Source organism: Kitasatospora sp. NBC_01302 (assembly GCF_035976515.1).
GTDB lineage: Bacteria > Actinomycetota > Actinomycetes > Streptomycetales > Streptomycetaceae > Kitasatospora.
This window is the reverse complement of sequence record NZ_CP108404.1, coordinates 7,274,738-7,296,276: the sequence shown is the minus strand read 5'-3', so window position 1 is coordinate 7,296,276 and position 21,539 is coordinate 7,274,738. Positions and strand designations below refer to the sequence as shown.

At 74.9% G+C, this 21,539-nt stretch carries 22 protein-coding genes and 1 pseudogene; 3 read left to right on the top strand and 20 right to left on the bottom strand.

Going from position 1 to position 21,539, the window contains the following annotated elements; translation table 11 throughout:
- Positions 1–76: 76 nt before the first annotated feature.
- A pseudogene (locus tag OG294_RS41250) lies at positions 77–639 on the top strand (phospholipid carrier-dependent glycosyltransferase); the annotation flags it as partial.
- 379 nt (positions 640–1,018) lie between these two features.
- Here OG294_RS41250 and OG294_RS32025 read toward each other — a convergent pair.
- The 4 genes from OG294_RS32025 to OG294_RS32010 all read right to left on the bottom strand — a co-directional run bounded on the left by OG294_RS32025 (position 1,019) and on the right by OG294_RS32010 (position 5,291).
- Complete coding sequence (locus OG294_RS32025; RefSeq protein ID WP_442789373.1) at positions 1,019–2,053, bottom strand: nitronate monooxygenase; 1,035 nt, start codon at positions 2,051–2,053, stop codon at positions 1,019–1,021.
- 136 nt (positions 2,054–2,189) lie between these two features.
- On the bottom strand, positions 2,190–2,876 hold the full coding sequence (locus OG294_RS32020; RefSeq protein WP_327070045.1) for a TetR/AcrR family transcriptional regulator: 687 nt from the start codon (positions 2,874–2,876) through the stop codon (positions 2,190–2,192).
- 388 nt (positions 2,877–3,264) lie between these two features.
- Positions 3,265–3,897, bottom strand: a complete 633-nt coding sequence (locus OG294_RS32015) for a response regulator transcription factor (protein WP_327070044.1) — start codon at positions 3,895–3,897, stop codon at positions 3,265–3,267.
- Complete coding sequence (locus OG294_RS32010; RefSeq protein WP_327070043.1) at positions 3,894–5,291, bottom strand: sensor histidine kinase; 1,398 nt, start codon at positions 5,289–5,291, stop codon at positions 3,894–3,896. Before OG294_RS32010 ends, OG294_RS32015 begins: the two co-directional genes overlap by 4 nt.
- A gap of 305 nt (positions 5,292–5,596) precedes the next feature.
- On the opposite strand from OG294_RS32010, the gene OG294_RS32005 reads away from it, so the two are divergent.
- Positions 5,597–6,670 carry an ABC transporter permease gene (locus tag OG294_RS32005; protein WP_327070042.1) on the top strand — a complete coding sequence of 358 codons (1,074 nt, stop codon included), beginning with the start codon at positions 5,597–5,599 and terminating at the stop codon, positions 6,668–6,670.
- Positions 6,667–7,371: an ABC transporter ATP-binding protein gene (locus OG294_RS32000; RefSeq protein ID WP_327070041.1), complete on the top strand. Its 705-nt coding sequence runs from the start codon at positions 6,667–6,669 to the stop codon at positions 7,369–7,371. Before OG294_RS32005 ends, OG294_RS32000 begins: the two co-directional genes overlap by 4 nt.
- Positions 7,372–7,387: 16 nt before the next feature.
- On the opposite strand, the gene OG294_RS31995 is transcribed toward OG294_RS32000, so the two are convergent.
- The 16 genes from OG294_RS31995 to OG294_RS31920 all read right to left on the bottom strand — a co-directional run bounded on the left by OG294_RS31995 (position 7,388) and on the right by OG294_RS31920 (position 21,506).
- Positions 7,388–8,098 (bottom strand): GntR family transcriptional regulator, encoded by a 711-nt coding sequence (locus tag OG294_RS31995; RefSeq protein WP_327070040.1) that lies wholly within the window; start codon positions 8,096–8,098, stop codon positions 7,388–7,390.
- Between the two features lie 274 nt (positions 8,099–8,372).
- A complete protein-coding gene (locus OG294_RS31990; protein ID WP_327070039.1) occupies positions 8,373–9,278 on the bottom strand; it encodes an ornithine cyclodeaminase family protein in 906 nt (301 codons plus the stop codon).
- Positions 9,275–10,291 carry a proline racemase family protein gene (locus OG294_RS31985; protein WP_442789257.1) on the bottom strand — a complete coding sequence of 339 codons (1,017 nt, stop codon included), beginning with the start codon at positions 10,289–10,291 and terminating at the stop codon, positions 9,275–9,277. The genes OG294_RS31990 and OG294_RS31985 overlap by 4 nt, the downstream gene beginning before the upstream one ends.
- A 50-nt stretch (positions 10,292–10,341) precedes the next feature.
- Positions 10,342–11,697 carry an aldehyde dehydrogenase family protein gene (locus OG294_RS31980; protein ID WP_327070038.1) on the bottom strand — a complete coding sequence of 452 codons (1,356 nt, stop codon included), beginning with the start codon at positions 11,695–11,697 and terminating at the stop codon, positions 10,342–10,344.
- On the bottom strand, positions 11,694–12,698 hold the full coding sequence (locus OG294_RS31975) for a proline racemase family protein (protein ID WP_327070037.1): 1,005 nt from the start codon (positions 12,696–12,698) through the stop codon (positions 11,694–11,696). The genes OG294_RS31980 and OG294_RS31975 overlap by 4 nt, the downstream gene beginning before the upstream one ends.
- 46 nt (positions 12,699–12,744) lie before the next feature.
- Positions 12,745–13,608, bottom strand: coding sequence for a dihydrodipicolinate synthase family protein (locus OG294_RS31970; RefSeq protein ID WP_327071742.1), 864 nt, complete (start codon positions 13,606–13,608; stop codon positions 12,745–12,747).
- A 133-nt stretch (positions 13,609–13,741) separates the two neighbouring features.
- Positions 13,742–15,250, bottom strand: coding sequence for an NAD(P)/FAD-dependent oxidoreductase (locus OG294_RS31965; RefSeq protein WP_327070036.1), 1,509 nt, complete (start codon positions 15,248–15,250; stop codon positions 13,742–13,744).
- A complete protein-coding gene (locus OG294_RS31960; protein WP_327070035.1) occupies positions 15,231–15,563 on the bottom strand; it encodes a (2Fe-2S)-binding protein in 333 nt (110 codons plus the stop codon). Before OG294_RS31960 ends, OG294_RS31965 begins: the two co-directional genes overlap by 20 nt.
- 110 nt (positions 15,564–15,673) lie before the next feature.
- Positions 15,674–16,855, bottom strand: coding sequence for an NAD(P)/FAD-dependent oxidoreductase (locus OG294_RS31955; RefSeq protein WP_327070034.1), 1,182 nt, complete (start codon positions 16,853–16,855; stop codon positions 15,674–15,676).
- A 118-nt stretch (positions 16,856–16,973) separates the two neighbouring features.
- On the bottom strand, positions 16,974–17,924 hold the full coding sequence (gene tatC / locus OG294_RS31950) for a twin-arginine translocase subunit TatC (protein ID WP_327070033.1): 951 nt from the start codon (positions 17,922–17,924) through the stop codon (positions 16,974–16,976).
- A gap of 67 nt (positions 17,925–17,991) precedes the next feature.
- On the bottom strand, positions 17,992–18,261 hold the full coding sequence (locus OG294_RS31945) for a twin-arginine translocase TatA/TatE family subunit (RefSeq protein WP_327070032.1): 270 nt from the start codon (positions 18,259–18,261) through the stop codon (positions 17,992–17,994).
- A 209-nt stretch (positions 18,262–18,470) separates the two neighbouring features.
- Complete coding sequence (locus OG294_RS31940; RefSeq protein ID WP_327070031.1) at positions 18,471–18,659, bottom strand: hypothetical protein; 189 nt, start codon at positions 18,657–18,659, stop codon at positions 18,471–18,473.
- Positions 18,656–18,946: a hypothetical protein gene (locus OG294_RS31935; protein WP_327070030.1), complete on the bottom strand. Its 291-nt coding sequence runs from the start codon at positions 18,944–18,946 to the stop codon at positions 18,656–18,658. The genes OG294_RS31940 and OG294_RS31935 overlap by 4 nt, the downstream gene beginning before the upstream one ends.
- Positions 18,943–19,866, bottom strand: a complete 924-nt coding sequence (locus OG294_RS31930) for a helix-turn-helix transcriptional regulator (RefSeq protein ID WP_327071741.1) — start codon at positions 19,864–19,866, stop codon at positions 18,943–18,945. Before OG294_RS31930 ends, OG294_RS31935 begins: the two co-directional genes overlap by 4 nt.
- A 32-nt stretch (positions 19,867–19,898) precedes the next feature.
- Positions 19,899–20,939: a helix-turn-helix transcriptional regulator gene (locus OG294_RS31925; RefSeq protein ID WP_327070029.1), complete on the bottom strand. Its 1,041-nt coding sequence runs from the start codon at positions 20,937–20,939 to the stop codon at positions 19,899–19,901.
- A 192-nt stretch (positions 20,940–21,131) separates the two neighbouring features.
- Positions 21,132–21,506: an FKBP-type peptidyl-prolyl cis-trans isomerase gene (locus OG294_RS31920; protein ID WP_327070028.1), complete on the bottom strand. Its 375-nt coding sequence runs from the start codon at positions 21,504–21,506 to the stop codon at positions 21,132–21,134.
- Positions 21,507–21,539 lie beyond the last annotated feature (33 nt).

The following is a 21,539-nucleotide window of genomic DNA, read 5'->3' as shown; positions in this document are numbered from 1 at the left end:
GCGAACGGGCGGATCGCGTTCCCCCGGCCCGGCGCGGATCGGCGCACCGGGCAGGGCACCGCCCAAGGATGGCGCCATGCCGGCCCGCCGACCCTCCGTTGCCCTGCGCGCGGCCATCAGCAGCAGCTGGACCGGCCCGCTCCTGGTCACCCTGCTCGCCGGGCTGCTCCGGTTCTGGTACCTGGGTAGCCCGCGCGCGGTGGTCTTCGCGAGACCTACTACGCCAAGGACGCCTGGTCCCTGCTGCAGTACGGCTACGAGGGCAGCTGGCCGGACCAGGCCGACGCCCAGCTCCTCACCCATCCGGCCACGATCAGGCTCAGCCGTGCACCGGAGTTCGTCGCGCATCCGCCGGTCGGCAAGTGGCTGATCGCGCTCGGCGAGGGGCTCTTCGGCATGACGCCGTTCGGCTGGCGGTTCGTCCCCGCGCTGCTCGGCACCCTCTCCGTGCTGCTGCTCTGCCGGGCCGCCCGCCGTCTGCTGCGCTCCACCGCGCTGGGCTGCCTGGCCGGCCTGCTGCTCTCGCTGGACGGGCTGCACCTGGTGATGAGCCGCACGGCGCTGCTCGACATCGTGCTGATGTTCTGGGTGCTGGCCGCGTTCGGCTGCCTGCTGCTCGCCCGGGATGCCCTCGCTGCTCTGGTGGACCGCCCTGCTCGCCCTGGCCTACCTCGGCCACCTCCTGCTACGCCACCGCGACCCCCGTGCCGCCGCCGTGCTGGGTGCGGTCGCGGCCGGGCTACCTCCCGTGGTTCCTCTACCAGGGCCGCACCCTCCTTCTACGCGGTCGCCTTCGTGCCCTTCCTCTGCCTGGCCGTCGCCGTCCTGGCACAGGACCTGCTGCGCACCCCGACCCGCCCGCGCATCCTCGTCGCCGGTCTGGCGCTGACCGCGATCGCCACCAACTTCGTCTGGTTCCTGCCGCTCTACACGGCCCACCCGATCCCGACGGCGGCCTGGCGGGCACGGATCTGGTTCGACGGCTGGCTCTGAAGCTCCCCGGCGGCGCGCAGCGGCCTCACCGCGGCTCCCGCTCCTGTGCCGTGCCCGTCCGCCAGGGAGTGTCCTGCCGCTGCGCCTCGTGCCACAGCCGCGCGGTGATCTCGCCCGCCGTCCCCGGCCGGGCCTTGGCGAAGGCGGTGCCCGCCCACAGGTGCATCTGCTGGGTGTCGGCGCGGGCGGTGGCCGCGGCGCGCAGCGGGGCGGTCAGGTGGTGCACCTCGGGGTAGGCGTGGGGGGCGTGCCCGGCGTGCTCGTCGATGAAGGCGTTGCGCAGGCCGCGGGCGACCCGGCCGGTGAAGGCACGGGTGCCGACGGTCTCGGTGAAGGCCGGGTCGGCCAGTGCCGCGCGGTGCGGTGCGGAGGTGCCGGCCTCCTCGGCGAGCAGGTAGGCGGTGCCGAGTTGGACGGCCCTGGCCCCGGCCCGCAGCGCCGCGGCGATCGCGGCGCCGTCGCCGAGCCCGCCGGCCGCGATCAGCGGCAGGTCGACGGCGGCGCGGACCAGGGCGAGCAGCTCCAGCAGGGGTTCACCGCCCGGTTCGGGGCCGGCCTGGTGGGTGCCCCGGTGACCGCCCGCCTCCGGGCCCTGGACGCAGAGCGCGTCCACTCCCAGCGCCACCGCCGCGCGGGCCTCGGCCACGCTGGTCACGGTGGCCACCTGGGCGGTGCCGGCCGCCCGCAGTGCGTCGGCCTCCTGACGGGTCGGCAGGCCGAAGGTGTAGGAGACCACGGGCACCGGATCGGCGAGCAGTGCGGCGATCTTGGCGTTCCAGTCCTCGTCGTCCGGGGCGATCCGCTCCGGCAGGGCGACGCCCCGGCGCTCCGCCTCGGGGAGCAGCTCCGCCCGGTAGGCGGGAACGCCGGCCAGCGCGGCGGGGTCGGTGGCGGCGGGGACGAAGAGGTTGACGCCGAACGGACGGTCCGTCAGTTCGCGTGTCCGGGCGATCTGCTCGCTCATCGCGTCGGCTCGTCTGTATCCGGCGGCGAGGTAGCCGAGGCCGCCCGCCTCACTGACGGCCGCGACCAGCGCGGGAGTTGAGGCGCCACCGGCCATGGGGGCGGCGATGATCGGCAGGGTCGGCTCGGGAAGAGTGGACACGCGCCCCACTGTACGACGCTGCGGGTGGGACGGGCGGGCCGGGCCGCGCGTGATCGCGGGCCAGGTGACCGTCGGGTGTGCGGGCCACGGGTCAGCCGGGCAGCCCGTGCGCCGCCGTCCGGATGGCCGTGAGCCGCTCGGGCGGGCAGCCGGCCCCGCAGGCCAGGCGCACCGCGGCATCGGCCACCGCGACGCAGACCGTCTCCGTCGCGTGCTCGGCGCACTGTCGCGAGACGGCCACGGTGCCCTCCACCAGGCCGAGCACCAGCTCGGCCCGCAGGGTCAGCTCCGACGCGGGCAGACCGTCCAGCCCGGCCAGCAGGGTGCGGTAGGCAGCGCCGAGTTCGCAGCGGAGCCGGCGGAAGTCGGCGAACCGCTCGCCTCGCACCTCGGGCAGCAGGTAGAGCGCGCCCAGGTTGGAGAAGCCGCCGAGCAGCAGAGCGGTGTCGAAGTGGACCATCGACCAGAGCCGGGCACCAGGCACCGGTTCGGCGGTCTCCAGCAGGCGGTTGGCGTGGGCGAGGGCGGGGGTGACGGTGCCTTCGAGCAGGGTGGCGAGGATGGCGTCCTTGCTCGCGAAGTGGTGGTACAGGGTGGACTGGCGCAGTCCGGCGCGTTCGGCGACCGCACGGGTGGTGGTGGCCGCGTAGCCGTCCCGGGTGAACAACTCGGCGGCGGCCGCGAGGACCTGGGCGCGGCCGGCGGTACCGCGCGCGACCGCGGCGGTGGGGCTGGAGTTGGAGGCAGCGGCGGCGGGGGACGGTGAGGCGGGGGGCATGGCGCGATCCTCCCACAGCCGGGTTGCATCAGATTCTCCTGATGCAGGCCGTTTCGTCAGCGGATCGTCCGCTTTGCCACCCCGGAAGCCGTAAAATCTTTTGCCTTGTCATGTCCGAGGTATGGACGCTCCCAGGGCCGGGCTGCTTGGGTAGGGCGTGTCACCCCCATGCGCCCCGCGCTTCCTCGGTGCCCATCGCCATCGGCAGGCCGTGCCGCCGTATGACTGGTACCCGCGTACAGCAGGGCTGAGCCCCGCGACGCCCCCGGTTCCCGGGCGGCCCGGCCTTGACGTGCGGTCAGGCCGAGCCGCCCGGCCACAACCGGTCTCCGGGTGCCCTCGGAGACCTCCAGCGGCTCCGGACGCCCTCCGTTCAGCCGGCGCGGTGTCAGCCGGCGCGGATCAGGCCGCTGCTCAGCCCGGCGGCGATCGCGGCGGTGCGGCTGTCCACGCCGAGCTTCTCGTAGATGTGCACCAGGTGGGTCTTGACGGTGGCCTCGCTGATGAAGAGGCGCTTGGAGATCTGACGGTTCGCCAGCCCCGATGCGAGCAGTTGGAGGATCTCGGACTCGCGGGGCGACAGCGTGGGCCGGCCGGCCCGTACCCGCCCGAGCAGGCGCGCCGCCACCGGCGGTGCCAGCACCGTCTCGCCCCGGGCGGCGGCCTGGACCGCGGCGACCAGCTCCGGTGGCGGGGCGTCCTTGAGCAGGTACCCGGTCGCACCGGCCTCAACGGCGGCCAGGATGTCGGCGTCGGTGCTGTAGGTGGTCAGGATGAGCACCGCGGGCGGGTCGGGCAGGGCGGTGATCCGCCGCGTGGCCTCCACGCCGTGCATGCCGGAGCCCATCTGCAGGTCCATCAGGACCACGTCGGGCCGCCGGGGCAGGGCGTCGAGCAGGCGCAGCGCCTCCGCTCCGTCGCCGGCCTCGCCGACGGCCTCCAGCTCGGGCAGCTCGTCGACCATGGCGCGCAGGCCCCGCCGCACCACCGGGTGGTCATCGACCAGCAGCACCTGGATCATCGCGGGGCCGCCAGACTCTCGCCCGAGCTCGCGGCCCGGGGACCGAGCAGGCGCGCGGCCAAGGCGTCGAGCCCCTCGTGGCCGTCCTGCGCGCTCAACCCGTCGAACGACAGGGGCCGCACCGGGCCGGACGGCTCGTCCGAGCCGTCCGGCCCGGGTGGGCCGCCCAGCGTGCCCGGCTCGTCCGGCTCAGGCTCGTCCAGCCCATCCGGCCCGTCCGGCTCGTCCAGCCCGATCGGGCCCGTGAGAGCGACGAGCCGCAGGGAGGCCGCGACCACCGTGCCCTCGCCCGGGGCCGACTCGACGGTGAGACTGCCGCCGAGCGCCGCGATCCGCTCGTGCATCCCGTGCAGGCCGAAGCCGCTCCCGACCGCCGGGTCGGCCACCGCTCGGGGGTCGAAGCCCACCCCGTCGTCGAACACGTCGAGCGTCACCTCGTCGTCCAGGTAGCTGAGGGTCACCGCGATCCGCTCGGCCGCCGCATGCCGCTCGGCGTTGGCCAGCGCCTCCTGGGTCAGCCGGAGCAGGGCCACCTCGGCCTCCACCGGGAGCGGGTACGGTTCGCCGTCCAGGTGGAAGACCGCCCCGCGCCCGGCCGCCAGCCGGCGCAGCGCCTCGGCCAGCGTGGCGTCGTCCAGCGCGGGCGGGGTGAGCGCCTGCACGAAGCGGCGGGCCTCGGCCAGGTTCTCGGCGGCGGTGCGGCCCACTTCGCGGATCCAGTCGGCGGCGGCCTGCGGGTCGGCGGGCAGGGCCGCCTCGGCGGAGCGGGCCAGCATGACGATGCTGGAGAGCCCCTGGGCGAGCGTGTCGTGGATCTCCCGGGCCAGGCGCTGACGCTCCGCCAGCCGCCCCGCCTCGCGCTGGCTGGCGACCAGCTTGCCCTCGGTGCGTACCAGGTCCTCGATCAGGTGCTGCCGCTGGCGGTTCTCCCGGTAGAGGGCCGCGTAGCCGTAGGCGGTGAGCAGCGCGACCGCGGCCCCGGCCAGCGGGCCGAGCACCTTCGCCGTGCTCAGCCCGCCCGCCGTGCCGGCCTGGGCCGCTACCACCAGGCCGGTCAGGCCCAGCACGGCGGGCACTGCCCAGCGCACCGGGAGCAGGTGCAGGCAGATGAAGTAGAGCGGGAAGGCGAGGTAGCAGAACTCCGGGTGGCCGAGCGTGAGCGCCGCCCAGAGGAGCACCACCACGCCGAGCCAGGCACCGGCCCAGCGCCGGTCGAACCGGATCCGCCGCACCAGCCCGCCGACGGCGTAGGCGGCGCCGAGCGCCAGCGCCGCGGCCAGCCCGGCCGCCCCGAGCTGGCCGTCCAGCAGACCGCGCAGCACCAGCACCGCCAGGAGGGTGAAGAACAGCCCGTGCAGGGCGAGGTTCATCACCCGCAGGGCGGGGGTGCTCACAGAATGTCCGGCGAGGGCGAGGGCAGGGACGGGGGCAGGGGTGGGACGACCGGGGTGATCGGCCCGGTCGGCACGGTTGAGGCGGCTCACGCCTTCCGAGGGTACGGGCCGGGCACGGCATCGCCGCACCTCTCGGCATCAACCGTTCGATGGATTCCGGGCTCCACCAGACGAGCGGCTTGCGAGCCGCTCCTCTCGGCGATGGCAGGCAGCCCGCCGGCCGACAGAGTGGAGCCACAACCTCTCCCCCAACCACGACACGACCACGACCATCCGCCCGCCCGCCCTCGACCAAGTAGGTTCCCGTGTTCGTCGCTCTGCGTGACCTCCGCTTCGCCAGGGGCCGCTTCGCCCTGATGGGCGCGGTGGTCACCTTGATCAGCACCCTGGTGGTCTTCCTCTACGGGCTGACCGGCGGGCTGGCCTCGGCGGCCTCCTCCACCATCGCCGGGCTGCCGGCCGACCGGATCGTCTTCGGCGCGCCCGCCGGCGCCGCGCCGACCGTCTCCTTCAGCTCCAGCTCCATCTCGTCCGAGCAGCAGGCGGGGTGGACGAGTGCGCCCGGGATCTCTTCGGTCGAGCCCCTCGGGGTCTCGATGACCAGGCTGACCGCCGGCGGGGGCGCCACCTCGGTCAGCGTGCTGGGCGCCGGCGGCCCGCTGCTGCCGCCGCTGCGCTCGGGAGCCGCCCCGGGCGACGGTCAGGTCGCGGTGGGCGCCGACACCGCCGCCGACAGCCACCTGGCGGTCGGCCAGCAGGTCCGGCTGGGGCCCCGGACGCTGACCGTCAGCGCGATCACGGACCAGCGCTCCTATGCACACGCCCCCACCGTCTGGACCACGCTGCCCACCTGGCAGGCGCTCAGCGGCCAGACCCGCCCGACCGCCCTGGCGATCACCGCGGGCCGCGCCGCCGACCTCGGCTCCCTCGATCGATCCCAGAACACGAAGGCCGCCACGCTGGACGGCGCCCTGGCCGGCATCGACGGCTACGCGGCCGAGCAAGGCAGCCTGCAACTGATCCAGGCCTTCCTCTTCGCGGTCAGTGCGCTGGTGGTCGGCGCCTTCTTCACCGTCTGGACGATCCAGCGCAAACCCGATATCGCCGTCCTCAAGGCGGTCGGCGCGAGCAGCGCCTACCTGGTGCGGGACGCACTCGCCCAGGCCACCGCGGTGCTGCTGGCCGGCGCCCTGCTCGGCGGGGCGGCGGGTGCGGCCGGCGGGGCGATCGCCGCCACCGACGTCCCCTTCGACCTGAGCGCGACCAGCGTGGCCGTACCGGTGGCCGCCATGGTGCTGCTCGGCCTGCTCGGCGCCGTGCTGGCCGTGCGCCGGATCACCGCCGTCGACCCGATCACCGCCCTGGGAGCCGCCCGATGACCAGTACCCTGACCACGCCGCGCACCCGCACAGGCCTGGCGCTGCGTGAGGTGACCCTCACCTACCCCGACGGCGAGCAGCGGCTCACCGCGCTGGACGAGGTCAACCTGGAGGTCGCGCCCGGCGAGTTCACGGCGGTGGTGGGGCCCTCGGGTTCCGGCAAGTCCAGCCTGCTGGCCGTGGCCGCGACCCTGCTGCGGCCCGACCGCGGCCAGGTGCTGATAGACGGTCAGGACGCGGGCGCGCTGTCCGCCAAGGCCCGCACCGCGCTGCGTCGCGAGCGGTTGGGCATCGTCTTCCAGCAGTCCAATCTGCTCGCCTCGCTCACCGCAGTGGAGCAGTTGCTGGTCCTGGCGGACCTGCGGGGCGAGCGTCCCGGCCGGGTCCGCTCCCGGGCCGAGCAGTTGCTCGCCTCGGTCGGGCTGGACGAGGCCAAGCAGCGCCGCCGCCCCCACCAGCTCTCGGGTGGTGAACGCCAGCGGGTCAACATCGCCCGGGCACTCTTCGGCCGGCCCTCGGTGCTGCTGGTCGACGAGCCCACGTCCGCGCTGGATCACGAGCGCGGGGCCCAGATCGTGCGGCTGCTGGCCGAGGCCACCCGCGAGCACGGCACGGCCACGGTGATGGTCACCCACGACCGGGCGCTCCTGAGGGAGGTGGACCGGGTGCTGGAAATGGCGGACGGACGTCTGCGCGGGTGACGGTCGACCGCGAGCGCTACCGCGTCCCCAGGCGCAGGGCCGGCTTCTCCGCCGCGGCCTCCTCGCGGCCGGCCGCCCACAGGGAGCGGACGTGGCTGAGGTGGCGGGCCATGCAGGCCTCGGCGGCCTCGGCGTCGCCGGAGATCATCAGGTCCAGCAGTTCCAGGTGCTCCTCGGCGGAGGAGACCAGCTCGCCGCGCTGGTCGAGGCGGGTCAGGCCGTAGAGGCGGGAGCGCTTGCGCAGGTCACCGACCACCTCGACCAGGCGGGCGTTGCCGGCCAGGCCCAGCAGGGTCAGGTGGAACTGGCGGTCGGCCTCCAGGTACCCGATCAGGTCGTGCTGGCGGGCGGCGGCCACGATCTCCTCGGCGACCGGCCGCAGCGCCTCCAACTGCTCGGCCGTGGCGCCGCGGGCGACCCGACCGACCGTCGGGACCTCGATCAGCTCACGGATCTCGGTGAAGTCGTCCAGGTCCCGCTCGGTCATCTCGGTGACCCGGAAACCCTTGTTGCGCACGGCCTCGACCAGGCCCTCACGGGCCAGGTCAAGCATCGCCTCGCGGACCGGGGTGGCCGAGACGCCGAAGTCGGCGGCCAGCGCGGGCGCGGAGTAGACCACACCCGGGCGCAGCTCACCGGAGATCAGCGCGGCCCGCAGGGCGTGGGCGACCTGGTCGCGCAGACGCTCCTGAACGGAGATGAGGGGGCGGGGCTTTGACTCGGTCACTGCGGTCCTCCGGAGAGTGCGGAGCCCCCAGCGTACAATGTCACGTTTCGACTGGTCAGCACGGCTGAGCGACGGATCGGCGCCGAATCGCCCGGCCGGCGAACCGCGAACACCCCACAGACGGTCCACGGATGCTCCACGGATGGTCCGCGCATGCCGCACGGATGACCCACGGGTGATCCACGGACGGCCCCCGGACCGCCCGGCCGGCCACCTTGCGGGCACGCCCGCCGTCCGGCACGCCCCCGCAATCCCTTTGACGCCGGGTCAGCCGTCAACGTCGGCGACGGTGAAGTTCCGCGGCGAGGGCGAGGTCCTGCCAGGCCATGCCGACGCTCTTGAAGAAGCGCGGCCGGTCCGTCGGGACGGCGGCCCTCCCGTTCACCAGCTCGGTGAGGTTGGCCCACGCCTTCGGCGCCTCGGGCCCGGCCCCGCCGTCCGCGAGCAGCAGGTCCCCCGCCTCCAGCCGGGCCGCCGCCCGGGCCTCCACGTAGCAGGCGGCCCGGGCCACCAGGACGCCGTCCACCTCCCGCGCCCGCGGGCTGTGCGAGCCGACCGCCGCCACCACCGCGTGCTCGCGGACGAGCGCGCCGTCGAAGAGCGGCGTGGTCGCGGTGGTGCAGCAGACCACCAGGTCGGCCCCGGCGACCGCGTCCGGCTCCCCCGCCAGCGCCGAAAGCCCCAGCTCTTGGGCGTACCGGACCAGCCCCGCAGCCGGTTCGGCCCGGCGCGCCACCACCGTGACCCGTCCCAGCGGCCGGACGGCGCACAGCGCATCGAGGTGCCCGTAGGCCTGCGGCCCGGCGCCGAAGAGCACCAGGTGCTCGGCATCGGCAGCGGCCAGCCGGTCCACGGCGACAGCGGTCACGGCAGGCGTGCGCAGCGCCGTGAGTGCCGCACCGTCCAACAGCGCGAGCGGCAGCAGGGTGGCGCCGTCCAGCAGCAGATAGCTGCCGGTGATCCTGGGCAGGCCGAGCGCCGGGTTGGCCGGGGCCACGCCCGCGATCTTGACACCCGCGTACCCGTCGGCGGCGGCCGGCATCAGCAGCAGCTCGCCGCTCGGTACGGCCACGTTGCTGCGGCCCGGGCAGGCCTCCACATCGAGTCCGGCCCGCAGCACCTCGGCGATCGCGTCGATGGCCTGACGCATCGTCAGATCGACCGCCAGCTCGGTGATCACAGCAGGAATCCGGTGCCGAGCAGGTCGGCCGGGTCCAGCACGAACGTGTGCTCGCCGGTGCGATGGGCCTGCCCGGTGACCTCGGTCAGCACACCGCCCGGCCCGTGGCCGAGGACCCGGCCGGTGAAGACGGTGCCGATCACCGACTCGTGGCGCAACTCCTGTCCGGGGCCCAGCCGCCCGTCGGCCGCGAGCAGGGCCAGCCGCGCCGAGGTGCCGGAGCCGCAGGGCGAGCGGTCGATCTGACCGTCCGTGAAGACGGTGACGCTGCGCTGGTTCGGGCCGGCCTCGGTGTCGGGCAGCTCCTCATGGAAGATCACCCCGTACAGGTCGTACGTGTCGAGCAGCGCGGCCCGGATCTCCCGCCCGAGCGGGACCAGCGCCGCCAGCGCGCCCGGGGCCACCCGCGCACCGGAGCCCGCCGCCGCGAACGGCCCGCCGCCCGGCACCGCCAACGAGGCGTAGCGGGCCCCGGAGTCGGCCACGTCGACCTCCAGTGTCCCCACCGAGGTCGCCACCGGCAGCTTGCGGGCCAGGACCCGGGTCGGGACGTTGCGGAAGGTCACCGCCGTGGTGCGCCCGGCACTGCGGTGCACCAGCGCGGCGACCCGTCCGGACGGGACGTCGATCCAGACCCGGGCGGTGCCGTCGTCCGGCGCGGCGACCAGCCCGCTGTCCACGGCCCAGGCACCCAGCGCCATGGTGCCGTGACCGCAGGCGGTGGAGTAGCCGTCCTTGTGGAAGAAGAGCACGCCCAGCTGCGCCTCGTCGTCGTCCGGCGGCACCAGGAACCCGCCGTACATCCCCGCGTGTCCGCGCGGTTCCCGGGTCAGCAGCTGCCGCACGGTCTCCAGCGGGCCGGGCCGCGGCACCCGCGCGCCACCGACACCGACAACCGAACCGGCGGCCGGCCGCAGCGCGATGGCCCGGCGCTCGGCCACGCTCCCGCCCGGAACGGGCGGCAGACCGGCGGTGACGATCCGGAACGGCTCACCGGCGGTGTGGTAGTCCACCGTCCGGACTTCGAGTCCCGCCGGTGGCAACGGCTCCGACCCGGGCCCGCTCACCGCACCTCCCCCGCCGGCAGCAGCGAGATCGTGCGGCTCGCGGTGTAGAAGTCCAGCGCCGCTGCCCCCTGCTCGCGGGCGCCGTAGGAGGCCTGCTGGGTGCCGCCGAACGGCAGGTGGAAGTCGACCCCGCTGGACGGCGCGTTGATCCGGATCATCCCGGCCGCCAGCCGGTCGGCCGCCGCGAGCGCGACGTCCAGGTCCCGGGTGTGCACCGAGGCCGCCAGGCTGTGCCGGGTGGCGTTGGCCAGCGCGACCGCCTCGTCCAGATCGGCGGCGGCCAGCAGCACCGCGACCGGCCCGAAGAACTCCTCGGTCAGCAGCGGATCCCCGTCCGGCACCTGCTCCAGCAGCGTCGGTTCGACGAACCAGCCCGCCCGCTCGGGCACCCGCCCGCCCGTCAGCAGCTGCGCCCCGCCCGCCACCGCCGAGGAGACCGCGCCGGTCAGCCGCTCCCGCGCCGCCTCGGAGATCACCGGCCCGCACTCCACCTCCGCCAGCGCCTTGACCAGCGCCGCGCGCAGCGGTTCGAGCGCCGCGCCCACCGCGATCACCCGGCTGGTGGCGGTGCACTTCTGGCCCGCGTACCCCGCGATGGCGAAGGCCAGCTGGGCGGCCGCCTGCTCGACGTCGGCCGTCGGCAGCACGATGGCCGCGTTCACCCCGCCCAGCTCGGCCTGCACCGGCACCGAGCGCTCGGTGGCCGCGCGGATCACGGCCTGCCCGGTGCCGGTGGAGCCGGTGAAGGAGATGACGTCCGCCGCGGAGACCAGCGCCGCCCCCTCCGCCGCGCCGCCCGGCACCACGGTCAGCACGTCCGCGGGCAGCGCGAGCAGCTCGGCCAGCCGCAGTGCGCAGGCGCTCGCCTCCGGCGCGGGCTTGAGCACCACGGTGTTGCCGACTGCCAGCGCGGGCGCGGCCTTCCAGAGCGGAATGGCGTACGGGAAGTTCCACGGCGTGATGAGCCCGGCCACGCCGTGCGGGCGACGGCGGGTGAGCAGCAGCCCCGGCCCCGCGGCGGTCTCGTGCACGGCGCCGGAGGGTGCGAAGGGCGCCTGTGCGTAGTAGCGCAGGATGGCGACGGTCCTGGCCACCTCCCCCTGCGCCTCGGCGACCGGCTTGCCCACCTCGCGCACCGCGAGCGCGGTCATCTCCGCGGCGTGTGCCTCGACCGCGTCGGCGGCCCGCCCCAGCGCGGCCGAGCGAGCGGCGGCGCCGAGCGCCAGCCAGCCCGGCTGCGCGGCCCGGGCCCGCTCGACGGCCGCGGTGGTGCCGAAGGCGCCGGGGGCCGGGACCTCGGCGACCAGGTCGGCCGGGTCGGCGGGGTTGTAGGAGCTGACAGTGGCGCTCACAGCAGGAAGCCTCCGGGGAAGGGGTCACTCGGGTCGAGGAAGTACTGGGCGGTGCCGGTCAGCCAGGCCCGCCCGGTGACGGTCGGGACCACCGCGGGCCGCCCGGCCACCTCGGTCGACTCGACCAGTCGGCCGGTGAACCGGGTGCCGATGAAGGACTCGTTGACGAAGTCCTGACCGATCGCCAGCTCACCGCGCGCGTGCAGCTGGGCCATCCGGGCCGAGGTGCCGGTGCCGCAGGGCGAGCGGTCGAACCAGCCGGGGTGGATCGCCATCGCGTGGCGGGTGTGCTCGGCGGTGGAGCCGGGGGCCAGCAGGTTGACGTGGTGGACGCTGTGGAAGGACGGGTCCTCGGGGTGCACCGGGCGCTCGGCGGAGGCGTTGATCGCCTCCATCAGGGCCAGGCCCGCCGCCAGCAGCTCCTGCTTGCGCGCCCGCTCGAAGGGCAGCCCGAACTCGGCTGCCGGCAGGATCGCGTAGAAGTTGCCCCCGTACGCCAGGTCGTAGCTGACGGCGCCCCAGCCGGGCACCTCGATCTTCCGGTCCAGCGCGACCGCGAACGAGGCGACGTTGCGGATGGTGACGGCGGTGGCGGCGCCGTCCGTCACCCGCACCTCGGCGGTGACCAGCCCGGCCGGGGTGTCCAGGCGGACGGTGGTGACCGGCTCGACCACCGGCACCATGCCGGTCTCCACCAGCACGGTGGCCACCCCGATGGTGCCGTGCCCGCACATCGGCAGCAGCCCGGAGACCTCGATGAACAGCACGCCGTAGTCGGCGTCCGGCCGGGTCGGCGGCTGCAGGATCGCGCCGCTCATCGAGGCGTGGCCGCGCGGCTCGTACATCAGCAGGGTGCGCAGGTGGTCCAGGTGCTGCTGGAAGTGGACGCGCCGCTCGGCCATGGTGGCACCGGGGATGACGCCGACCCCACCCGTGATCACCCGAGTGGGCATGCCTTCGGTGTGCGAGTCGACGGCGTGGAAGACGTGGCGGGTGCGCATGGGTGACCCTTCGTCAGCTGATATGAGGGGGGGTTGACGGCAGGCCCTAGCTCAGGCCCTCCGCGAGCGCCTTCTCGGTCGCAGCCCGGACGGCGGCCTCGACCTGCGCGGGCAGCGGTCCGCGCGGCGGCCTGGTGGGCCCGCCGGGCAGCCCGGCGATGTCCATCGAGAGCTTGATCGCCTGGACGAACTCGGTCTTGGAGTCCCAGCGCAGCAGCGGGTGCAGCGCCCGGTAGAGCGGCAGCGCGGTGGCCAGGTCGTGGGCGACGGCGGCCCGGTAGAGCGCGACCGAGGCCTCGGGCAGCGCGTTCGGGTAGCCGGCGATCCAGCCCACCGCCCCGGCCAGCGCGAGTTCGAGCAGCACGTCGTCCGCGCCGATCAGCAGGTCCAGCCCCGGCGCCAGCTCGGCGATCTCGTAGGCCCGCCGGACATCGCCGCTGAACTCCTTGACGGCCACGATGCTGCCCTCGCCGTGCAGTTCGGCCAGCAGCTCGGGAGTGAGGTCGACCTTGGTGTCGTACGGGTTGTTGTACGCCACCACCGGCAGGCCGACCTTGGCCACCTCGGCGTAGTGCGCGCGCACGGCGGCGGCGTCGGCCCGGTAGGCGTTGGGCGGCAGCAGCAGCACCGACCCGGCGCCGGCCTCGGCGGCCTGCTCGGTCCAGCGCCGGGACTCCGCGCCGCCGTACGCCGCCACGCCCGGCATCACCCGGGCGCCGTCGCCCGCCGCCTCGACGGCGGTGGTGACGACTCTGGCGCGCTCCTCGGCGGTGAGCGTCTGGTACTCGCCGAGCGAGCCGTTGGGGACCACGCCGTCGCAGCCGGCCGCGATCAGGCGCTGGACGTGCTCGGCGAAGGCGTCGTAGTCGACGGAAAGGTCCGGGCGCAGTGGCAGCGCGGTGGCGACCATGATGCCGCGCCACGGACGGGTGCGATCGTGCTGGGGGTGGGTCACGAGCGACTCCTTGGTGAGGTGTGACATTTTATGAAGGGGGAACGAGATCGTGCAAGGGGGCGCTCCCGGTGTTCGCGTCCCCGGTGGATCAGTCCGACGGCAGCTCCGCCAGGTCACCGAGCCGCACCGGACAGGAGAACGGCCGACGGTCGGCAGCCGGCTCCTCAGCCCCGGCACCAGCACCGGCACCGGCACCGGCACCGGCCAGGCAGGCGACGGCCGGACCGCACATCCGGCCCTGGCACCAGCCCATCCCGGCCCTGGTGAGCAGCTTGACGGTGCGGGCGTCACCGGCGCCCAGCTCCTGGACCGCCTCGGTGATCCGGGCCAGCGGCACCTCCTCGCAGCGGCAGACCTCGGTCTCCGGGGAGAGCCAGCCCGTCCAGCCGGGCCCGGGCCGGTGGACGGCCGCCATCAGCTCGGCGAAGGCGCGCAGTCGCCGGCGCCGGGCCAGCAGCGCGGCGGGCGGCTGCTGGCCGGCGATCGTCGCCGCAGCCAGTTCGCCCTCGGCCAGCGCGAGTTCCGCGCCGCCCACCCCGCAGGTCTCCCCCGCCGCCCAGAGGCCGGGCACGGTGGTGCGCTGGCCGGCGTCGACCCGCAGCGCCAGGGTGCCGTCCGGCACGGTCCTGGTGGCCGCGCCCAGCTCGGTGGCCAGCTCCAGCTGCGGCACCAGACCGTGCCCGACGGCCAGCGCGTCGCAGGCGATCCGCCGCTCGGTGCCGGGCAGCGGACGCCAGGTACGGTCCAGCCTGGCCACCGTGACGGCGCGCACCCGGTCGGTGCCGTGCGCCTCGATCACGGCGTGGGCGGTGCGCGGACGCACGGCGTGCCGGGCCAGCGCGGCACCGTGCACGACGCCCTCGGCCAGCTTGCCGGGGACCGCGGCGAGCGTGCCGGGGCTCCGGGCGTACCCGAGGTAACCGCCCGCCTCCAGCAGCGCGGGCACCTCGGCCCCGGCGGCGGCCAGCGAGGCGGCCACCGCGAGCAGCAGCGGCCCGCTGCCGGCCACCACGATGCGCCGGCCCGGCAGCACCAGGCCGGCCTTGAGCATCGCCTGCGCCCCGCCGGCGGTGACCACCCCGGGCAGCGTCCAGCCGGGGAAGGGCAGCTGGCGCTCGTAGGCTCCGGTGGCCAGCAGCACCGCACGGGCGTCGACCCGGCCGGTGCTCCCGGCCCCGGACTCGACACCGGAACTCGTGTGCAGGCGCCACCCCGTCGACGCCCCGGACACCGGCGGCGCTCCCGGCAGCGGCACTCCTTGCACCAGCACGACGTGGTGCCGCAACCGGACCTCGACCCGCCCGGCTTCGCGGTGCTCCGCCAGCCGCCGGGACAGCGCCGTGAAGGTCGACCAGTGGTGGTGCAGCCGGTCGGGGCGGGCGGCCCGCAGCTCGGCGGCGGGGTGACGGTAGTACTGGCCACCGAGACCGCCGCCCGCGTCCAGCAGCACGCAGCGCAGGCCCCGGTCGGCGGCGGCCACCACCCCGGCGAGCCCCGCGGGGCCGGCGCCGACGACGGCGAGGTCGTAGCCGGCGCCGCCGGCCGCGACACCCGTCGACCCGGACGGCTCAGACGGCTCAGACGGCGAGTTCGGCATGGCCGTGCCCTTCCTGCGTCGTGACGGTGTCGCCGGGCGCGGCCGGGAGCAGACAGGTGCGCTGGTTGGGCCGGCCGTTGACAGTGGCCAGGCAGTCGTAGCAGGCGCCGATCCCGCAGAAGGCCCCGCGCGGCCGGCCGCCCACCCGGGTGGTGCGCCAGGCCACGATGCCCTGCGCCCAGAGTGCGGCGGCGATGCTCTGGCCCGGCAGCGCGGGGATCGTCCGGCCGTCGAACTCGATGGTGTGGGCCGGCCCCGGGGTCGCCGCGACCAGCGCGGCGGGAGTGCGGGGACCAGGGCGGGGACGGCGCATGGGCGGGGTCCGTTCTGCGCAGGGGGCGGACAGGAGCGGCGGACAGGATCAGGGCGGACGGGAACGGGACGGGCAGGGCAGGCGAGCAGGGCAGGGCAGGCGGTCGGCGGTCAGTCGTCGAAGCGCTCGGGCCGGAGCGCCGCAAGGTCGACCCCCGCGCGATCCACCGCCCGCCGCCCGGTCAGCTGGTCGGCGATCAGTAGCCCGGTGGCCGGCGCCAGGCCGATGCCAGCGCCCTCGTGACCGCAGGCGTGGTAGAGGCCGGGCGCCCGGGGGTCCGCGCCGATCGCGGGCAGGTGGTCCGGCAGGTAGGGGCGGAACCCCCGGTAGGCGCGCAGCACCCGCACCCCGGCCAGCACCGGGAAGAGCGCGGTGGCCTGGGCGGCCAGCCGCTGCAGCGCCTCGACGGAGACCGTCCGGTCGAAGCCGACCCGCTCCCGGGTGGCGCCGATCAGGACCGGGCCGCCCGGGGTGCCCTCCACCACGGCGGAGCTCTGCAGCGCGGCCGACCCACTGGCCACGTCCGCCACGTAGTCGGCGGCGTAGACCTTGTGCCGCACCACCCGCGGCAGCGGCTCGGTGACCAGGACGAAGCCGCGCCGGGGCAGCACCGGCAGGCGCACCCCGGCCAGCGCGGCCACCTCCCCGCCCCAGGTGCCCGCCGCATTGACCACCGCGCCCGCCGCCAGCTCGCGCCGGGCGGTGCGCACGCCACGCACACCCGGCGTGCCGGACCGACCGGCCGCCGGGTCGAGCAGCAGGGCCGTCACCCGCTCGCCGGGGTAGAAGACGGCACCGGCCCGGCGTGCCTCGCGCAGCAGGTGCGCCGCGGCCAGGGCGGGCTGCACCTGGGCGTCCTCGGGGTAGTGGAAGCCACCGGCCAGCCCCGGGGCCAGGTGCGGCTCGTGGTCGGCCAGCCGATCGGCGGCGACCTCCTCGGCCCGCACCCCGGCCGCTGCCTGCCTGGCCGCGAAGGCGCGCAGCGCCTGCTGCCCGGCCGGCTCGGCGGCCACCACCAGGCCGCCCTTGGCCTCGTACTCGATCGCTGCGGGCAGCTCCTCGGCCAACTCGCGCCAGAGTCGGGCGGAGAGCCGGGCGAGGTCGAGCTCGGGGCCCGGCGCCTTGTCGGAGAGGAGCAGATTGCCCTCGCCCGCACCGGTGGTCCCGCCCGCGACCGGTCCGCGGTCGACCACGCCGACGGACAGGCCGGCGCGGGCCGCGTAGTACGCGCAGGCGGCGCCGACGATGCCGGCACCGATCACCACGACGTCATGGGATGGTCTCGTGAGCACACCAGTAATATGTCACATTGCCTTCACCGTGCCAAGGTCCTCCGGGGTCCGGACATGCGCATGCCCCGGTCCGCGGCAGCGGTCCGGGGCATGCGGCACAGCGAGGGCCGGGCGTCCGTCAGGTGATGTCGTCGTCCACCTGCTCGCCGCGCGCGGGCGGGACGGAGGCCACCGGCGCAGCCGAGGCGACGGCGGGGGCCGAGGCGGCGACCGACTCCGCGCCCTCGACGCCCTCGACCGACAGGTCCAGGTGCGAGGCCTCCTCGTCCGACAGGGCGGCATCCGGGTTGCGGCGCAGCCGGCGGCGGTCGTTGAGCAGGGCGAAGCCCACCGCCACGAAGTAGAGCACCCAGATCGGCGAGGCCAGCGCCAGCATGCTGACCGGGTCGGCGCTGGGCGTGGCGACGGCGGCGAAGACCGTGATCGCCATGACCATGGCGCGCCACCAGCCGAGCATCCGCTTGCCGGAGAGCACTCCGCCCAGGTTGAGCATCACCAGCAGCAGCGGGAACTCGAAGGCCAAGCCGAAGACCAGCAGCATCCGGGTGGCGATGTTGAGGTAGTCCTCGACCGGCAGGATCTGCTCCGCGCCGATCGGGGTGAACGAGCCCAGCACCTCGATGGTGGTCGGCATCAGCAGGTAGCCGCAGGCGACGCCGCCGAGGAAGAGCGGGGTGCCCAGCCCCAGGAAGGTCAGCGTGTAGCGCTTCTCGTGCCGGTGCAGGCCGGGCGAGATGAAGGCCCAGGCCTGGTAGAGCCAGATCGGGACAGTGGCCACCAGGCCGGCCAGCAGACAGACCTTCAGGGTGAGGTTGAAGGGCTGGGTGACACCGATCACCGCCACCTTGGCGCAGTGCTTGATCCCGGGCAGCGGCTTGCCGTCGGGCCCGCACTCCGGCAGCGGCCGCATCAGGAAGTGCAGCAGCTCGTTCTTGAAGTACGCCGCCACGATCGTGCAGAGCACGATCGCCAGGACCGACTTGACCAGCCGGTTGCGCAGCTCACGCAGGTGGTCGCCCAGGGACATCCGTCCGTCATCGTGCTTGGGCGGCTTGGAAGACTTGCTCAACCCCGGTCCTCAAACTCGTGCGTCATGGCGCGCCGGGCGGCGGCCACTGGGTGGACCGGTCGCCCGCTCAACGCGTGCGGCCGGTTCGCTGCTCGGTGGCCGGCCGCGCGGTGGAGGAATCACCGGGTGCGGCCTTGATGGTCAGTGCCGGGTCGGCCTGCGGCGGCGCGACCGGCGGCTTCGCTTCCTTGTCGAACTCCTCGCGCAGGGCGGCGGTCTCGCTCTTCAGGATCCGCAGTGACCGTCCCAGGGCGCGGGCCAGATCGGGCAGCCGCTTGCCGCCGAAGAAGACCGCCGCCATCAGGATGATCACCAGGAACGCCAGGATCCTGCCCATGGACGACTACCTTCTGACTCGGCGCGGTTGTCCGGGCCCGACTGGACCCCGGCCGCTGCTGGACGGGACGACGCGGCCCGCGGGTACACCCGGCGCCACGGTGAGAGCCTAACCCGCGCGCTGCGGCGGCAGGAGACCCCCGGCTCACCCACGGGTGAAGTTTGGGCGGCCGCGGGGCACCCGCGAGGTGGTCGGCACCGGCCGCGGCCTCAGCGGCGCACGCTCTCGACGCTCTCGCCCAGTTCCTCGGCCGCGCCGGTCAGCGCCTGCGCGGCGCCGTCGACCTGCTTGGCCAGGCTCCGGACATCCAGCCACAGCCGCATCCCGAGCACCCCCAGCACCAGCAGCCCGGCGGTGGCCAGACCCACCGCGCCCATCAGCACCCAGGTCCCGGTCATCCGTCCACCGCCTGGAGCAGGCGGATGGTGGAGACCCCCGCACCGGTCAGCGCCGCCACGATCTTCTCCCCGGCCGGCTTGCGCACCGCAGCCCCGCAGGCGGGGCAGGTGAAGCTGTAGAAGGTGCGCTCCTTGGTCCGCCCGAGCGCCAGGCGGAACTCGGCCGCGGCCAGTTCCACCTTCTCCCGGCACTGCGAGCAGTAGACCTTGAACCGGGTGTCGGCCGTCGTCTCCGCGGCGTCGGCGGTCGCAGCGGTGTCGGCCGTCGCAGCGGTGTCGGCGCTCACGGCTGCTCCGGGTACCCGGCCAGCGCCGCGAGCGCGGCGGCCCTGGCCTGCTCGGCCAGCGGCCCGGGTGCCACGATCCGCCCGTCGCGGCCCAGTCGCAGCGCCAGCGTGCGCAGGCCCGAGGGGTCCGAGCTGCGCAGGGTGATCCGCAGGCCGCCGTCCGGCAGTTCCTCGGCCAGGTCGTGCGTGTAGTACTCGGCCACCCAGCGCCCGCCGGGGCCGACCTCGACCACCACCTCGGGGTCGTCGGCGGCCGGGTTGACCAGGCCCTGGGAGAGGTCGCGCGGCTCCAGCCGGGGCGGATCGGCCGGCTCGTCGAGGATCCTGATCTCGGCGACCCGGTCCAGCCGGAAGAGCCGGCGGTCCTCGGAGGTGCGGCACCAGCCGTCCAGGTAGGTGTGACCCTCCGTCAGCAGCCGGATCGGGTCGACCTCACGCTCGGTCATGCCGCCGCGCCCGTGCGAGTAGTAGCGCAGCCAGATCCGCCGGCCCTCGCTGAGCGCGCGGTCGATGTCGGCGAAGACCTGGCCCTCGGCCTCGAAGGTCACCCCGACCCGGGCGCTGCCCTCGGCGCTCTCCCCCGCCGCGTTCTCGATCTTGGCGACGGCCCGGGTGAGCGCCTGGCGGTCCCGCTCGCGCAGGCCCGGCAGACCGGCCACCGCCCGGGCGGCCACCAGCAGCGCGGTGGCCTCGTCGGCGGCCAGCCGCAGCGGCTGGGCCACGTCGTCGACGTTGTGCCACCAGATCCGCTCACCGTCGGTGTCGATGTCCAGCAGGTCGCCGCCGCGGAAGCTGGTGCCGCACATCGGCAGCACGTTCAGGTCGGCGATCAGCTCGCGCTCGGTGATCCCGAAGGCCCGGGCCACCTCGGCGACCTCCGCACCGGGGCGCTCGCGCAGGTAGGTGACCAGCGAGAGCATCCGCCGGGTCTGGTCGATGGCGTTGCTCACCCTCAGGCTCCTTCGACGGTGTCGACAGCGGAAACGGCGGACGCACCGGCACCGGTGCGACCGGGCGGGGCGAGCGGCGGCAGCCCCGCCACCGCGCGCAGCCGGTCGACGACCTCGGCACGCAACTCCTCGGGCGCCAGCACCACCAGGTCGGGCCCGTACTCGGCCAGGTTGGCACCCAGCCCGTGGCCGTAGGGGATCTCCAACTCGTCCCAGTCGGCGTCCAGCTGACGGGTGGCCAGCGCCTTGGTGCGCAGCGGGAAGCCCGCCCCGCGGCGCAGCCGCACGGTGGCCGAGGCGGTGGCGCCCTCGCCGGCGAAGGTGGCCACGTAGGCACGGACGTCCACGTGCTCGGGCACCGGCGCGGTGAAGGCCGCCGCCCGGGAGCGGACCTTGCCGGTGATCCGGCTGAGCCGGAAGACCCGCACCGCGCCGCGGTCGCGGTCCCAGCCGGCCAGGTACCAGTGGCCGCGCCAGCACTCCAGCGCCCAGGGCTCCACCGAGCGCGGCTCGGTGACGGCGGCGCCGGCCTTGCGGTAGTCGAAGGCGACCGGGCGCCGGTCGCGGGCGGCGAGCAGCAGCGGCTCGAAGGCGGCCTCGCGCGCCGGGATGGTGGGCTCCAGCGCGGTGCGGCCCTCGGCGGCGTCCTCGGTGAACGGCACGCCGGCCGCGCGCAGCTTCTGCAACGCGCCGCTGGCCGCACCGGAGAGCCTGGCCTGCTGCCAGACCCGGGCCGCCAGGCTCAGCGCGGCGGCCTCCTCGGCGTCCAGCGCGATCTCCGGCAGCCGGTTGCGGTCGCGCCGGGCCAGGTAGCCGGCCTCGCCGTCCAGGGTGTTCTCGTCGACGTCGATCACCAGGCCCAGCTCGCGCAGGTCGTCCTTGTCCCGCTCGAACATCCGGTTGAAGGCGTCCTCGCTGCCGGACTGCCAGGCCTCCCGATAGGCCTCGACGGACTCCCGCAGTTCCCGCTTGGAGAGCGGCCTTCTGGTGTTCATCAGGCACAGGGCGAGATTCATCAGCCGCTCTGCCTTGGCGATCGCCATCGCTGACCCTTCCGATATCCGCTGTCGGCCGCGCCGAGCGCGGGGCCAGCCCCGATCTTCCGGGCCCGGCGACCCTGACCGTACCGGGTGCGGGACCTGCGGCGAAAGCCGAGATCGCGCGGCGCGTCAGGAGAAGCGAACGGCGCCGGCCGCGCCTGCTGGTGGCAGGGTGCGGCCGGCGCCGGAACGGGATCAGACCGAGATGAGGTCGACCACGAAGATCAGCGTCGAGTTCGGCGGGATCAGCGGGGTCGGCGACTGCTTCCCGTAGCCCAGGTGGGCCGGGATGGTCAGCTTGCGGCGGCCACCGACCTTCATGCCCTGCACGCCCTGGTCCCAGCCCTTGATGACCCGGCCGCCGCCCAGCGGGAAGCGGAAGGTCGAGTTACGGTTCCAGCTGGCGTCGAACTCCTCGCCGGTCTCGAAGGTGACACCGACGTAGTGCACCTCGACGTTGGCGCCGGCCTTGGCCTCGGCTCCGGTGCCGACCTCGATGTCCTCGATCAGCAGCTCGGCCGGAGCCTCGCCACCCGGGAAGTCGATCTCCGGCTTCGTCTTCTGCGTCACAACTGCCTCTTTTCATCGGCCGCCGTCGGCGGC

Excerpts from the sequence above, each read along its gene's own strand:
- OG294_RS32025 (WP_442789373.1), bottom strand. The coding sequence starts at position 2,053 with ATGGCCGGTGGCGCCTCAACTCCCGCGCTGGTCGCGGCCGTCAGTGAG.
- OG294_RS32020 (WP_327070045.1), bottom strand. The coding sequence starts at position 2,876 with ATGCCCCCCGCCTCACCGTCCCCCGCCGCCGCTGCCTCCAACTCCAGC.
- OG294_RS32015 (WP_327070044.1), bottom strand. The coding sequence starts at position 3,897 with ATGATCCAGGTGCTGCTGGTCGATGACCACCCGGTGGTGCGGCGGGGC.
- OG294_RS32000 (WP_327070041.1), top strand. The coding sequence starts at position 6,667 with ATGACCAGTACCCTGACCACGCCGCGCACCCGCACAGGCCTGGCGCTG.
- OG294_RS31975 (WP_327070037.1), bottom strand. The coding sequence starts at position 12,698 with ATGCGCACCCGCCACGTCTTCCACGCCGTCGACTCGCACACCGAAGGC.
- OG294_RS31970 (WP_327071742.1), bottom strand. The coding sequence starts at position 13,608 with ATGGTCGCCACCGCGCTGCCACTGCGCCCGGACCTTTCCGTCGACTAC.
- OG294_RS31965 (WP_327070036.1), bottom strand. The coding sequence starts at position 15,250 with ATGCCGAACTCGCCGTCTGAGCCGTCTGAGCCGTCCGGGTCGACGGGT.
- OG294_RS31960 (WP_327070035.1), bottom strand. The coding sequence starts at position 15,563 with ATGCGCCGTCCCCGCCCTGGTCCCCGCACTCCCGCCGCGCTGGTCGCG.
- OG294_RS31945 (WP_327070032.1), bottom strand. The coding sequence starts at position 18,261 with ATGGGCAGGATCCTGGCGTTCCTGGTGATCATCCTGATGGCGGCGGTC.
- OG294_RS31940 (WP_327070031.1), bottom strand. The coding sequence starts at position 18,659 with ATGACCGGGACCTGGGTGCTGATGGGCGCGGTGGGTCTGGCCACCGCC.
- OG294_RS31930 (WP_327071741.1), bottom strand. The coding sequence starts at position 19,866 with ATGCTCTCGCTGGTCACCTACCTGCGCGAGCGCCCCGGTGCGGAGGTC.
- OG294_RS31925 (WP_327070029.1), bottom strand. The coding sequence starts at position 20,939 with ATGGCGATCGCCAAGGCAGAGCGGCTGATGAATCTCGCCCTGTGCCTG.